The sequence below is a fragment of the Chishuiella sp. genome, assembly GCF_032109125.1.
GTDB lineage: Bacteria > Bacteroidota > Bacteroidia > Flavobacteriales > Weeksellaceae > Empedobacter.
The window spans coordinates 24,596-37,766 of the sequence record NZ_DAMCLZ010000018.1; the positions used below are offsets into that span (position 1 = coordinate 24,596).

16 protein-coding genes are annotated in these 13,171 nt (G+C 27.9%); 3 read left to right on the forward strand and 13 right to left on the reverse strand.

Going from position 1 to position 13,171, the window contains the following annotated elements:
• Nucleotides 1-3: 3 nt before the first annotated feature.
• The 3 genes from RT575_RS14395 to RT575_RS14405 form a co-directional block, all read right to left on the reverse strand.
• Nucleotides 4-945, reverse strand: a complete 942-nt coding sequence (locus RT575_RS14395) for a substrate-binding domain-containing protein (protein WP_313581773.1) — start codon at nucleotides 943-945, stop codon at nucleotides 4-6.
• Nucleotides 929-1,123, reverse strand: a complete 195-nt coding sequence (locus RT575_RS14400) for a C4-dicarboxylate ABC transporter (RefSeq protein WP_313373820.1) — start codon at nucleotides 1,121-1,123, stop codon at nucleotides 929-931. Before RT575_RS14400 ends, RT575_RS14395 begins: the two co-directional genes overlap by 17 nt.
• Before the next feature lie 137 nt (nucleotides 1,124-1,260).
• On the reverse strand, nucleotides 1,261-2,196 hold the full coding sequence (locus tag RT575_RS14405; RefSeq protein WP_313581775.1) for a hypothetical protein: 936 nt from the start codon (nucleotides 2,194-2,196) through the stop codon (nucleotides 1,261-1,263).
• A 406-nt stretch (nucleotides 2,197-2,602) separates the two neighbouring features.
• Here RT575_RS14405 and RT575_RS14410 point away from each other — a divergent pair, with 406 nt between their 5' ends.
• Nucleotides 2,603-3,841: an MFS transporter gene (locus tag RT575_RS14410; protein WP_313387036.1), complete on the forward strand. Its 1,239-nt coding sequence runs from the start codon at nucleotides 2,603-2,605 to the stop codon at nucleotides 3,839-3,841.
• 166 nt (nucleotides 3,842-4,007) lie between these two features.
• Here the strand turns inward: RT575_RS14410 and RT575_RS14415 are convergent, their stop codons facing one another.
• Together RT575_RS14415 and RT575_RS14420 are read right to left on the reverse strand one after the other, a co-directional pair.
• Nucleotides 4,008-4,424 (reverse strand): heme-binding protein, encoded by a 417-nt coding sequence (locus RT575_RS14415; protein WP_313581777.1) that lies wholly within the window; start codon nucleotides 4,422-4,424, stop codon nucleotides 4,008-4,010.
• Between the two features lie 6 nt (nucleotides 4,425-4,430).
• Nucleotides 4,431-5,225, reverse strand: coding sequence for a siderophore-interacting protein (locus tag RT575_RS14420; RefSeq protein WP_313581778.1), 795 nt, complete (start codon nucleotides 5,223-5,225; stop codon nucleotides 4,431-4,433).
• Between the two features lie 94 nt (nucleotides 5,226-5,319).
• Here RT575_RS14420 and RT575_RS14425 point away from each other — a divergent pair, with 94 nt between their 5' ends.
• On the forward strand, nucleotides 5,320-6,159 hold the full coding sequence (locus tag RT575_RS14425) for an AraC family transcriptional regulator (protein WP_313581780.1): 840 nt from the start codon (nucleotides 5,320-5,322) through the stop codon (nucleotides 6,157-6,159).
• 5 nt (nucleotides 6,160-6,164) lie between these two features.
• On the opposite strand, the gene RT575_RS14430 is transcribed toward RT575_RS14425, so the two are convergent.
• The 8 genes from RT575_RS14430 to RT575_RS14465 form a co-directional block, all read right to left on the reverse strand.
• Nucleotides 6,165-6,635: an OsmC family protein gene (locus tag RT575_RS14430; RefSeq protein WP_313581782.1), complete on the reverse strand. Its 471-nt coding sequence runs from the start codon at nucleotides 6,633-6,635 to the stop codon at nucleotides 6,165-6,167.
• A gap of 162 nt (nucleotides 6,636-6,797) precedes the next feature.
• A complete protein-coding gene (locus tag RT575_RS14435; protein ID WP_313581784.1) occupies nucleotides 6,798-7,481 on the reverse strand; it encodes a lycopene cyclase domain-containing protein in 684 nt (227 codons plus the stop codon).
• Nucleotides 7,478-7,936, reverse strand: a complete 459-nt coding sequence (locus RT575_RS14440; protein ID WP_313387030.1) for a sterol desaturase family protein — start codon at nucleotides 7,934-7,936, stop codon at nucleotides 7,478-7,480. The genes RT575_RS14435 and RT575_RS14440 overlap by 4 nt, the downstream gene beginning before the upstream one ends.
• The gene (locus RT575_RS14445; RefSeq protein WP_313581786.1) at nucleotides 7,929-8,399 is read right to left on the reverse strand and encodes an SRPBCC family protein; all 471 of its coding nucleotides are present in this window, start codon (nucleotides 8,397-8,399) and stop codon (nucleotides 7,929-7,931) included. The genes RT575_RS14440 and RT575_RS14445 overlap by 8 nt, the downstream gene beginning before the upstream one ends.
• A 3-nt stretch (nucleotides 8,400-8,402) precedes the next feature.
• Nucleotides 8,403-8,861 carry a hypothetical protein gene (locus tag RT575_RS14450; RefSeq protein ID WP_313581788.1) on the reverse strand — a complete coding sequence of 153 codons (459 nt, stop codon included), beginning with the start codon at nucleotides 8,859-8,861 and terminating at the stop codon, nucleotides 8,403-8,405.
• Entirely contained in the window at nucleotides 8,861-9,697 is an 837-nt protein-coding gene (locus RT575_RS14455) for a phytoene/squalene synthase family protein (protein ID WP_313387027.1), read from the reverse strand. Before RT575_RS14455 ends, RT575_RS14450 begins: the two co-directional genes overlap by 1 nt.
• Nucleotides 9,698-9,703: 6 nt before the next feature.
• The gene (locus RT575_RS14460) at nucleotides 9,704-11,191 is read right to left on the reverse strand and encodes a phytoene desaturase family protein (RefSeq protein WP_313581790.1); all 1,488 of its coding nucleotides are present in this window, start codon (nucleotides 11,189-11,191) and stop codon (nucleotides 9,704-9,706) included.
• 60 nt (nucleotides 11,192-11,251) lie between these two features.
• The gene (locus tag RT575_RS14465; RefSeq protein WP_313581792.1) at nucleotides 11,252-11,908 is read right to left on the reverse strand and encodes a helix-turn-helix domain-containing protein; all 657 of its coding nucleotides are present in this window, start codon (nucleotides 11,906-11,908) and stop codon (nucleotides 11,252-11,254) included.
• A 213-nt stretch (nucleotides 11,909-12,121) separates the two neighbouring features.
• Between RT575_RS14465 and trpS the strand changes: the two genes are divergently transcribed.
• Nucleotides 12,122-13,093, forward strand: coding sequence for a tryptophan--tRNA ligase (gene trpS, locus RT575_RS14470; RefSeq protein WP_313581793.1), 972 nt, complete (start codon nucleotides 12,122-12,124; stop codon nucleotides 13,091-13,093).
• Nucleotides 13,094-13,171: the final 78 nt, after the last annotated feature.

The window sequence follows — 13,171 nt, forward strand, 5'->3', positions numbered from 1 at the left end:
AAATTAACTTTTAGGTGTTTCTATATTTAGTCTTACTTCTCTTTTATATAAATAATAAGGCTGAAGATTTTCTCTTGTTACGATTTTTTGTCCTCGTTGTGAGCCAGCAAATCTAGAATAACCAGCGCCTATTCCAAAACCTATTTCGTTTTTCAATAAATAAATTTCTCTATAAAAAGGATAAATACCATTTCTTAAATTAGGATTTGTGGGTTCTATAGCTTCATCTTTGTCATTAGTAACAGCTAATATTTTTACACTTTTTAGGTAATTTTCAACTTTTGGATTTCCTTTATCACTAAGTATATTTAAACCAACAATTCCAATCGCTTTTTTATCTTTTTGTAAATAATCAATTACTTTTTCTGCTGTACCCATAGCTGTAATTTTACTATTTTCTGGCACAGATAACTTCAATTTATCATTTAATGTATTGTAATTTGCAGAATTTGGATGGTCAAATACAAATGTTATAGCAGGTTTAGTATGGTATAAATTATCTTTTATGTCTTTTATACTAATAGATGTAATAGGATTATCTATAGATGTAATAAAAATGGTAGCATCCAATGCAATTGGAGAAGCAATATAATTTATTCTTGTTTTATCAAATAAATGTTGTTGCTGTGCTTTTGTTAAAGGTTTACTTACCATTAACAATGGAATTTTACCTTCATAAAAATCTTTAATAGCTTTTTCTTCGATTTCTTCGTTAATCTTTATTTTTACATCAGGATAATCAATCATATACATGTCTGCAAATGATTGTGCCAGATTTTTAAAACTTGGATCAACAGTCATTGTTAAATTACCATACTCATGTAAGGCTCTTTTTACAGGTGTTTTTTGCTCTGCTTTAGTTTTATTTTCATCTTTCTTTTTACAGTTAAAAATAGTAAAAAGCCCAATTATCATAATAGATATAATACTAATTTTTCTGATCATCTTTATAACCTTTTATACCTCTAAATACTCGAAAAATACCATATACAATAAATAATATTCCAAACAACATAGATTTTGTAGGATCCAATTTCACTACAAAAAAATTATACTTCCAAGTAAAAATTCCGATTAAAAAATAACCGAAACCTATTAATCCGTAAACAATATTCTTATTCATAATTTGATACGAAGTTACAATTTTATTGTGTTAACAAGGAATTAAAACTTAAAATTGTCGTATTTTTAGTATTCATTTTTTTTATTTCAAAAATATAACCGTTGATTAATCAACGGTTATATCAGGAGTGTTTTAAACTATTGTGCAATTTGGAATTTAACTGGAATAGAGAAAATTAAATTTGCTTCAGAACCATCTTCTAACTGCGCAGGTTTTATTTTTTTACCTTTTCTTACAAGTTGTTTATTAATTCGTTCTAATGCACTTTTAGCTTCTTTTCCAAGATCTTGTTGACTACCACTTAACGGTTTTACTTGTGAAATTTCACCATTTTTATTCACAATAAACTGCATTTTAGCTGCTGCTACATTTACATTATTTTTAGCTGCTGTTTCAGCAAAATCAGCCAACTCATAACTTAATTCTTTAGAAATTTTATCGCTCATACATTTAGTAAGTGCTTCATTTCCTTTTTTACTTTCACTTTCACAGCCAGGGTAAATAGCCATAACAGCAGCTAATCGAGTTGTAATAGTTTTATTTGTATTCTCTACAGGTTTTGTTTCTTTAGGTCCTTCAGTAGCTTTTGTATTTTGTCCACCAACTGTACTTCCAATTTCACTTACTTCACCACCACCAATTTGTCCTGTAGATTCTTCGCCTCTTCTATTAAAAGCACCTAAATCTGCTTTTTCCAAATCTTTTATCGGTTCTACAGTTTTTTCAACACTAGGTTTCTCCTTTGGTGTAGGGATAATATGTTCAACTTGTTCTGTTGGCGCTTGTATTGTTTTTTTCTCTGTTGCAATCTTTTTTTCTACAGGAGGAATAACAATATCTTCGTCTTGAATAAGAAGTTTACATACAGTTAAAGTAACAGATTTATCATTTTTTAAACTATTTTTTGTTGGTTTATTTGCAAATAAAATACCTCCAGTTGTCAAAGTAATGAATCCTATTCCAAAAAATAGAGATTTCATAAGATCTCGATTAGCGATTTGTCTCAATTGATAAGCGCCATATTGTTTGTTTCGATTTTCGAAAACAATGTCTAGAAATGTTTGGTTATTCATATCAGAAAATTTTAAGATTAATACTATTTTTCTTTATAGATTCCGAATAACTTAAAATGGTTGGTTGAAGTTTGAAAAAAAATCAAATAATTAAAGTTTTTTTTATTTTATTATTGTTTTTATGATTAGGGCAATCACTACGTGTCGCGCTATCCATTACAATCTTTTTTTATCTATTTATTTTTTTATTAAAGAATAAAAAAGGATTTCTATTTCTATCGCTATTGCATTTAATTTAATTATTCTTATTTTAATAATTAGGCCTTTATTTTATTTAATAAATAGTTTATGTATTTAATATTTGATGATTAAATAATAATTGTTTAAAACAATTAACTATTACCTAAAAATTGTAATAATTCATAAAATAGCTCATTACTTTTGTGCTCCAAAAAAATATAAATTAATGCCTGATCAAGATCAACCAATTCAGAAAACATCTAAACAAGTATGGATTTTAATAACTGTAGCATCTTTAGGATATTTTGTTGATATCTATGATTTAATTATTTTCTCTATCGTTCGTATTACATCATTTCAAGATATTGGAGTGCCATTAGATGATATGCGTGTAAAAGGAGAATATGTACTGAATATGCAAATGGGAGGGTTATTGATAGGAGGATTAATTTGGGGAATAATTGGAGATAAAATGGGACGAATGAAAGTCCTTTTTGGTTCTATTTTAATGTATTCTATTGCAAATATTGCTAATGGTTTTGTGAATGATGTTACAACTTATGGAGTTATACGTTTTATTGCTGGTATTGGTTTAGCTGGAGAACTAGGAGCTGGAATTACATTAGTATCTGAAAGTATGCATAAATCTAAAAGAGGATATGGAACAATGTTAGTAGCTTCTATTGGTGTTCTAGGTGCTTTGTTGGCTTATTATGTTTCTCAAGAATTCAATTGGCGTATCGCTTATTTTGTTGGAGGAGGAATGGGATTACTATTATTACTTTTACGTTTTGGTTCTCTAGAATCGGGATTATTTAGTCATATAGAAAAAAACTCAGCTAAAAAAGGAGATATCCGAATGTTATTTAATAATAAATACCGATTAAAACGCTATCTAAATTGTTTAGGAATAGGACTACCAATTTGGTTTATTGTTGGAGTTTTAGTTACTCAAGCTCCAGAAATTGGTAAAGCTCTTGGTGCAGAAGTAGAGTTAAGCGCTGGTAAAGGGGTTATGTTTACTTATATTGGAATCTCTCTAGGAGATGTATTGGCTGGACTTTTTTCACAACTATTGAAATCAAGAAAGAAAGTTGTTTTTATTTGTCAATTATTAATCATCATTAGTTCATCGTGGTATTTAAGCTCTACAGGAATTACAGAAACTAAATTTTTGTTTTTAGCTTTTTTTATGGGAATAGGAGTTGGTTATTGGGCTACTTTTGTTACAATTGCAGCAGAGCAATTTGGTACAAATTTACGTGCTACAGTTGCAACTACAGCTCCAAATTTTGTTCGTGGAGCTCTTATTCCTTCAACACTATTATATGGTTATATTGTTGATTATTTTGGAATAATTACAGCTGCTTTTGTTATGGTGTTTTTATTATCGGGAATTGCAATTTTTTCTTTAACTCAATTGAAAGAAAGTTTTGATAAAGATTTAAATTATCTTGAAGAATAATATAAAAATGAAGTAAGAAGATATTTTTGGGATATATCTTCTTACAAAATCTAAAAAGTTAAATATAGCTAAAATTTATGGTTTTAGTTTCTTTAAAATTTTTGTGTAAAAATGCAGTTTTTTTTGTTTTTATTAATTCAAGTATATTAAATTCATGGATTTATCCTTAATTTAAGGAATTTGCTAGTATATCTGCAATTAATTGATCTGTATCACCATCTGATCCACTTATACCAATAGCTCCAATTAAATTGTCTTCATAATAAATCGGCATTCCACCTTGTAATGGTAAAATATTTGGTGTGCTTAACATTGATGTTAATCCTTCGTTCACAAAATCTTCGAATAATTTTGAAGGAGCATTTATGTAGGCTGCAGATTTTGCTTTTTTTATTGCTACATCTATAGTAACTAAAGAAGCACTATCCATTCGTACGAAATTTATTAAAAGTCCAGATTTATCAGTCACTGCTATAGCTAGATTTAACTTCTTTTCTAAAGCAATTTCAATTCCTTTTTGTATTATTTGCTGTGTTGCAACTAATGTTAATTCATAAGATGATTTGATTAAATAATTTTCCATAAATTTTTAATTTTTAATTCTTTCTTTTCTTCTTTCTTCTGCAGATGAATCTTCAGATTGTCCATATTTCCAATATGATAATATTTGAAATGAAGATAAATGAGTGTCTTCCATATTGCGTGAATATTCTCTTATTTGTTTTGCAGATTTATATTCACAAGCAACAAATATATATTTGCTACAATTAGGAAATGGAGTGGAAGAAAATGCGTCAATTAATTTCTGCTCTTTCCCAGGATTTTTATTGAATATCCATTCGATTTCAAATCCTACAGGTTTTTTTAATTCTAAAATATCTTCAGGGCTATGAACTTCTATAATTGCTTTTCCTTTAGTTTCTTTTGGTAATTTTTCAAGCATAACACTTATTACTGGTAATGCTGTATGGTCACCAACAAGTAAATACCAATTGGCATCAAGATATAATGGTTTTGATTTTGCTTTCATTAAAACACCTAATTGATGTCCTTTTTCAGCATTTATTGCCCATTTAGAGGTAGGACTATCTTCTCCATGTGCAACAAAATCTATGGTTAATGTTTTATTTAGAAAGTCTATATTTCTTGTTGTGTAAGTGCGTATAATTGGTTTTTCTGAATTATTATTTTTTTCTAATGATGGTAAAATAAATGTTTCCTTGTTATTTGTAGGAACTATAATTTTGTTATTATCACCAATTTTTGCATCAGAAAAAACATTTATATCTCCTTCTAAAATAATACGAATGAAGTGAGGCGATAAATATTTTTTTTCTTTTACAGAAAGTATAGCTTTCATTATTTGAGGTTTTTTTCCAAACATAAATCTTTATTTTTATACAAATTTCAGTTGAAATACTAGTATTTTTTCGGTATTTTTACATTTGTTTTCGGTATTTTTAAATAATTTATTTATAATGGAAAAGCAGTTTCAACCAATAGTTGTATTACATGAGATTATTCAACCTCAATCATCTTCTGCTATTTCACATGATTACTATGAATTTATTTATCTTAAAAAAGGGAAGGGAATTCATTATAATAAAGGAGAGAACATTCCTTTTTCTTCTGGGGATTTGTTTTTTATTAAAGCAAAAAAAGAGCACTCATTTCAAATAATAGAGGAAGCAGAAGTTTATATTGTGAGATTTTCACAAAATGCTCGTTTAGTATTAAAAAAGTTAACAAATAATTCAAATGGTAGGGCAGTATCTTTATCCAAAGCTCAATCTCCCTTAAATGCTAAAGTAAGTTTTTCTTCTAACGAAAAAGTATTAGTAGAGACTACACTCGATTTATTACTAAAGTTATATGAAGATGGGGTAAAAAATGAGAGCTTATGTTATTTTCAAATTTTAAGTTTGATTACATTAATAGAAAGAAATTTAACGTACCAATCTTTTAGTAAAGAACCATTGCCTCAAAAAAAAGATTTAGCTAAAGCTTTACAACATATTCATAAATATCTTCGTGAACCAGAAATGCTTTCTGTATCATATATTGCAAATAAATTTAATGTTAGTGTTAGTACATTAGGTATTTATTTTAAAAAAGATACAGGAATGTCCGTAAAGAAATACATAGAAGAATGTAAGAGACTAGCAATACAGAAGTTGATTATAGAAGAAGAATATTCCTTTTCAGAAATAGCACATCAATTTGGTTTTACAGATGAAAGTCATTTCAGTAAATGGTTTAAAAAAAAATGTGGAATAAATCCTACAACATATAAAGAGCAAAATAGGAAAGAGATTTAGTTGTATTATACATAACAAACAGCATGATGTTCTACAATGAAATTACACGAATTAGCAATAAAACAAAGTTGATTTGCTTCTTTGTGTAATGAATTTACAAGATCAATTTTTGTTTCATCAATAATTTTTACTTTAGGATGTAAAATAACTTTTGTTATTTTTCCACTTCCATCATTATTTACTTCTAAAATAGCTTCAGCTTGATCATTGTAATTTATGATTTCTATTTTATGTTTACTACAACAATATAAAAAAGACATCATGTGACAAGAGACTAAACTACTTAAAAGTAAATCTTCAGGATTATATAATTCAGGATCTCCTTTAAAAATTTTTGCAGCAGAAACCATAAGATCAGGTTTTCCATCTATAGATAAATTATGACTTTTTGTATATCTTTTTTTTGTTAAATCAATAGATTGCTCATTTTTAGATTTCCATTCTAATTCCACTTTAAAAATATGTTCAGATTTCATGTTTTATTTTCAAAATTACATAATTATCCTTTATTGATTCTATTTTACCTTTTCTCAGTAATTGCGTTAGGGGTTGTAGTGTAAATCCTTTTTGCGTAGCATTCTAGCGAAGTAAAAAGATTGCAACGAAAAACCCGCCCGAAGGGAACGCTCAAAAATTAATTATTTTTTAGAAAATAATTTGAAAAAGTAAAGGTTTAATAAGAATTGGCTATAACCATAAACAGCATCTTCGATAGGGATAGTTAAAATTCTTATACCCAAAAAATTGGCTGGATTATAATTCACAATTGGAGATTCTAAACCTGTTCCTGTAAGCATACCGTTGACAGGAAAAAAACCAAGCATAAGTAATGTGAAAACTAAAGAGGCTTTGCTAATCCAGTTTACACGTGCAATGAAATGTAAGTAAATAAGTGTTGCAATGGTTATAAGAGCTGTTACAAGTGTATATATTTTGTCATGATGTAATAACGCAACGACTGAACAGATGATGATTGTGATGAATGTGATGAGGTTATTGAAGCCAACTAACCATTTTAATTTGTAAAACTTGTCGATACAAAAATATGTGAAAACACATGAAAAAGGAATGCAAATGAAAAATAACCATTCTTCTAGTGGTAAACCAGCTATTATTATACCTAATGTATAGTTTTTGTTGAACCACCAAACACCTTTTTCTGTGAACCAGATATCCCAAGCAATAAATGGTATTGCTACGATAATTGAAGCTTTGATGAATGCACCAAAATGATGATTGAATTGTAGCCTTTTATCGAATGAGGCAATGAAACAGACAATTATGGTGAAAAATAAAATGAGTGAGTAGGTGAATGTTATCATTTTGATGAATTGAAATACATTTTAAAAAATTTGATTGGTACATAAAGAAAACCAAAACATTCGCCATCTTCTTTGGTTATGTGTTTGTGATGTTGTTTGTGAGCTCTACGTAATGCTAAAAAATAGGGATTTTTTGTTCGTGTAAAATATTTTATTCGTTGATGAATAAAAATATCATGAACAAAAAAATATGCCATTCCATAGAGCATAATACCTAGTCCAATATAAAATAGATAATTAAAACTATCGACTGAACCAAAATACATTAGTGCGATAGTAGGGATGGCAAAAATAACAAAAAAGTAATCGTTTTTTTCTAATTCGCCTTCGCTGCTATGGTCATGATGGTCTTTGTGTAAGTACCAAAGAAAGCCATGCATGATATATTTATGAATTAACCAAGTCGCAGCTTCCATTGATATAAAAACAGTTATAACGATAAGTAAATTAATCATTTTTTGCTTGGTTAAATCGTAGTTCTAATATTTTATAACGGTAATCAAAAATCTTATTCAATTTATCTTTAACTATTATAGCATGAGCTATCTTTCCTAAAAAGCCAAGAGGAAGTTCATAATCGACAGTATCTTTCATTAATACACCATTTTGATTTGGAATAAATTCATGGTGATGATTCCAAAGTTTGTAAGGACCTTTTTCTTGAAAATCTGTGAAACTTTTGTTTTTGTCGACTTGTGAAATACGAGTTTTCCATTTTAGTGGAATATTAAAAAGTGGAGAAACAATATAGTCGATAATCATTCCTTCGAAAATAGGCTGATTTCTATATTTTGAAAGTACAGTAAAATTCATATCTTTTGGTGTAATCTCAGATAAATTTTCAGGAGATGAAAAAAACTTCCACGCTGTTTCTAAGTTACAATTTAATTGCTGTTCTCTATATAATTGATATTTCATTTGTTAGTTTTTTGTAATTGTATTTATATGGTTTTGTAAAATAGGAGATTGAATACTTTTTATGTTTTTTTTGATAAAAGATTTATCTTCCTTTATATTTTCTTTATAATCAAGAAATCGAGGTGTGTTTTTTTGAATTGTAATTCTTATTAGCCTCAATTCTGTATTATAGGGCTCTATTAAAATGGCTTTTTCAAGATTTATTTTTCCTTTTTTGAATGTTTTTAATTTCCGAAAAGGATTGATAACGTGTTTTGCCCAAATTATTTGTAAACCTCCTAAATAGCCTAAATAAATGGGTTTATCTTTTAAAATTTCCAATTCTCTTATCATTTCTGAACACAGTTCTTTATCTGTGACAGCTTTACTATAGTTATTTCTTATAGTTTCTAATTGTGTAGAATCTGTTTGAGCTCTGATTTGTAAACAAAATAAAAAGAATACAAAAGCAAAAAATTTCATTACAGAAATGCAGTTTTGTACCTTACGTAACTTTTGAATGCTACATAGGCTTTTTGTGAATTAGGAATACGAACACGATTGTTTAATATTTCGTCTGATGATTTATTTTTTATTTTTTCGAATAATGATAAATAATACTTATAAGCTAAATAAACACCAAACATTGATGAACTAGGAAGTTTTTTAATGCCTACTAATGCTTCTTTAAATTCTTGTTCAATATCTTGTTCAATTTCATTTTTTATAGTGTTATTAAACATTTTCATATCAACTTCAGGAAAGTAAGTACGCCCTAAAGTCTGGTAATCATCTTTTAAGTCTCTTAGAAAGTTAACTTTTTGAAAAGCAGAACCCAATTTCATAGCATAAGGTTTTAGTTCTTCGTATTGTGTTTTATTTCCATTGGTAAAAACTTGTAAACACATTAAACCAACAACCTCGGCAGAACCAAAAATATATTCATTATATAAGTCTGAATTATAATCAATTTTCTTTAAATCCATTTCCATACTATTTAGGAATTGGTCAATCAATTGTTTATCAATTTTATATTTACTTACAGTTTCTTGAAACGATTGTAAAATAGGATTTAATGCAATACCTTCTTCTAAAGCATTGCTAGTTTCTTCTTTTAATCGGTTCAGTAATTTTTCTTTATGAAATCCATGGAAGCTATCTACAATTTCATCGGCTAATCGTACATAGCCATATATAGCATAAATTGCAGGGCGAATAGCAGGTTTTAGTGCTAATATTCCTAAGGAAAAACTTGTGCTATATTTTTTTGTTGTTCTTTTACTTACGTCATAAGACAACTCATCAAAAAGAGTTTTCATGAATTTTTAGTTTTTAAGATGATTAACTTCGTTTGCTACTATTTTTCCAGAAATGATAGATGGAGGAACACCTGGCCCCGGAACAGTAAGTTGACCTGTATAGTAAAGATTTTTTATTTTTTTGTTTTTTATTTTTGGTTTAAGTACTGCTGTTTGATTTAGTGTATTTGCCAAGCCATAAGCATTTCCACCATAAGCATTATAATCAGTCATAAAATCGCTTACACAATAACTTTTTTTGTATTCGATTTTATCATATAAATTTTCAATTCCAGTTACTTTTTCTAAGCGAGTAAGCATTTCTTTTAGATACTTTTCTCTGATATTTTCTTCGTCGTTTATTCCTGTTGCAATAGGCATCAATAGAAATAAATTATCAGAATTTTCTGGAGCAACATGTTTGTCTGTTTTAGAAGGACAACAACTATAGAACAGGGGTTTATCTGGCCATTGTTTATCACCATATATACAATCGATATGATAGTCCAAATCATTTTCAAAAAATAGTGTATGATGTTTTAAGTTAGGTATTTTTTCGTTTATTCCTAAATAGTAAATTAGGCAAGATGGTGCAAAAGTTTTCTTTTTCCAGTATTCTTCATTATAATTTCTTAGATTTTCATCCAATAAGCTTTCTGAATGATGATAATCAGAAGAAGCAATTACTACATCAAAATTATGAAATTCGCCATTAACTAATAAAGAAGAAACTTTGTTATTATTTGTGTTTATTTTTTCTACGTTTGAATTAAAATGAAATTTAGCTCCTTGGATTTTAGCAACTTTTTGCATTGCTAAAACAAGTTGATAAAAACCACCCATCGGATAATGTGTACCCAATGCATAACCTCCAAAATTCATTAAACTGTATAGAGCAGGGATATTTTTAGGAGAAGCACCAAGAAAAATAACAGGAAATTCCATTAACATTTTTAGTTTTTCATTTGTAAAATATTTAGCTACATACGTTCTAAAATTGCTTAGTAAATCTAATTTTAAAGCACTATTTGCAATTTTAGGAGAAAAGAATTCAAACCAATTATGGCAAGGTTTAGAAACAAAGTCTTGCATGCCAACGTTGTATTTATATTTTGCTGCTTGCATAAAAGCATCTAATTTTTCTCCAGCACCTTTCTCTATTTTTTCGAATAACTTTTTTAAATCATTATAATTTTCAGGAACAGTAATTTTTTCATTAGAAAAAATCATTTCAAATTGAGGATTTAAAGAAATTAATTCATAAAAATCAGATGAATTCCAACCAAAATCATTAAAAAAATTATTAATGATATCTGGCATCCAATACCAACTTGGTCCCATATCAAATACATAACCTTCTTCGGTTTTAAACTGTCTTGCTCTTCCACCAGGTTGTGAATGTTTTTCGAAAACATGAACTTCATGCCCTTCTTTTGCTGTGTATGCCGCAGCAGATAATCCTGAAAAACCAGAACCTATTATTGCAATTTTCTTTTTTGTATTCGATTTTATCATATATCTTTTTATATGCTATAAATATGTAATAGGGGATAAGTAGGCAAAGAGAAATATCAATTAATTCTTTAATTTCATGGCTTCTTGCAATAAATTTTCAGTAGCAATATTTCTTTCATAAATAGGGTTATGGAATTGCTCTAATTTATTAAGGATACGAATTAATTCCATTTTTTCATTATAAGACAAATCTCCAGTAACAATTGCACTTGCTTGTCTTATTTTTTCCATTTGGTTTTTTAATGCTATCTTACCTTTATTCGTTATAGAAATATATTTACTTCTTTTATCAGTCAAAGAGTCTGTTTGTTCTACAAAACCTATTTTTATCAATCTATTAATAATTTGTATACCAACAGGTTTTTCATGTACATTTTTTCTAATTAGTTCTGTTTTGGTCATTTCTCCAAAAGCATCTAAATTTATAAGGTAAATAATATCTTCTTGTGTAGCGAAGTCAGAGTTTAATAAAGCAGATTTGGTATAAGATTTAGCATATCTATTCATGTGTACTATTTGTGTGTTTATAACACTTTCAGCACTTCTTCCATTTTCTTTTCCTTCCCAATTAGGTTCTTCTTTTTCTTGTCCAGAAAAATTTTCTACAACCCATTGTTTAAAACCATTTACATTATTTTGATAGCTATTAGAATTGTTTTGTGCTAATTCAAATTCATCAACTAAATCAATAATATCCTTAATAATTTTATACTTCATGTTTTTGTTATTGGTATACAAATATACTATTTATTTCTAATTAAATATATAAATATACTTTTTTTTGCTCGAATTAGTTTAGAATTATACTATTTTAAATAATTAATTATCAATTGTTAATTAGACAATTATTAATTGATAGTATAAAAAATAATATTCATTGGCACATATCGTCTTTATGGACTATCTTTGTCATTAAATTATTTAAATAAAATGCCAAGAATACTTACAGGAGTTCAAGCAACAGGAACTCCACACTTAGGAAATATTTTAGGAGCAATATCACCAGCGATTGAATTGACAGAAAAAGAAGGAAATGATTCGTTTATATTTATTGCTGATTTGCATGCTTTAACACAAATAAAAGATGCAGAAGTTTTAAAACAAAATACGTACGAAGTGGCAGCAACTTGGCTTGCATTAGGTCTTGATCCTTCAAAAGTTGTTTTTTACCGTCAATCAGATGTAACTGAAACAACGGAATTAATGTGGTATTTATTGAATTTTTTCCCATTTCAACGTTTAACATTAGCTCATTCTTTTAAAGATAAAGCGGATTATTTAGCAGATGTAAATGCTGGTTTATTTACTTACCCAATTCTTATGGCAGCGGACATTTTACTTTATGATGCAGAAGTTGTTCCAGTAGGTAAAGATCAATTACAACATTTAGAAATTACAAGAAGTGTTGCAGAAAAATTTAACCATCAAATGGGAGAAACATTTGTTTTACCACAAGCAGCAATTGACGAAAATATAATGTTGATTCCAGGTACAGATGGAAATAAAATGTCTAAATCAAGAAATAATTTCATCAATATATTCTTACCTGAAAAACAATTACGCAAACAAGTAATGTCGATAGAAACAGATTCTACGCCATTAGAAGAGCCAAAAAATCCTGATACAGATAATGTATTTGCATTATATAAATTGCTAGCAAGTCCAGAACAAATAGATGAAATGAGAAATAATTATCTTAAGGGAGGATATGGTTATGGTCATGCAAAACAAGCTTTATTTGAACTTATTTTGGATAAATACTCTAATGCTCGTTTACGTTTTGATGAATTAATGAATGATAAGGTAACTTTAGATAATTTCTTAGAAGAAGGAGCTGCGAAATCTAGAAAGGTAGCTAAAGATGTATTAAAAAGAACCAGAGATAAATTAGGTTTAAAATAATAAAAAAAATATTTCTTCATAGATAAAATAAGTTGCAGGATTGTTAATATTTATATTGTTATTTATTTAATTTCATTT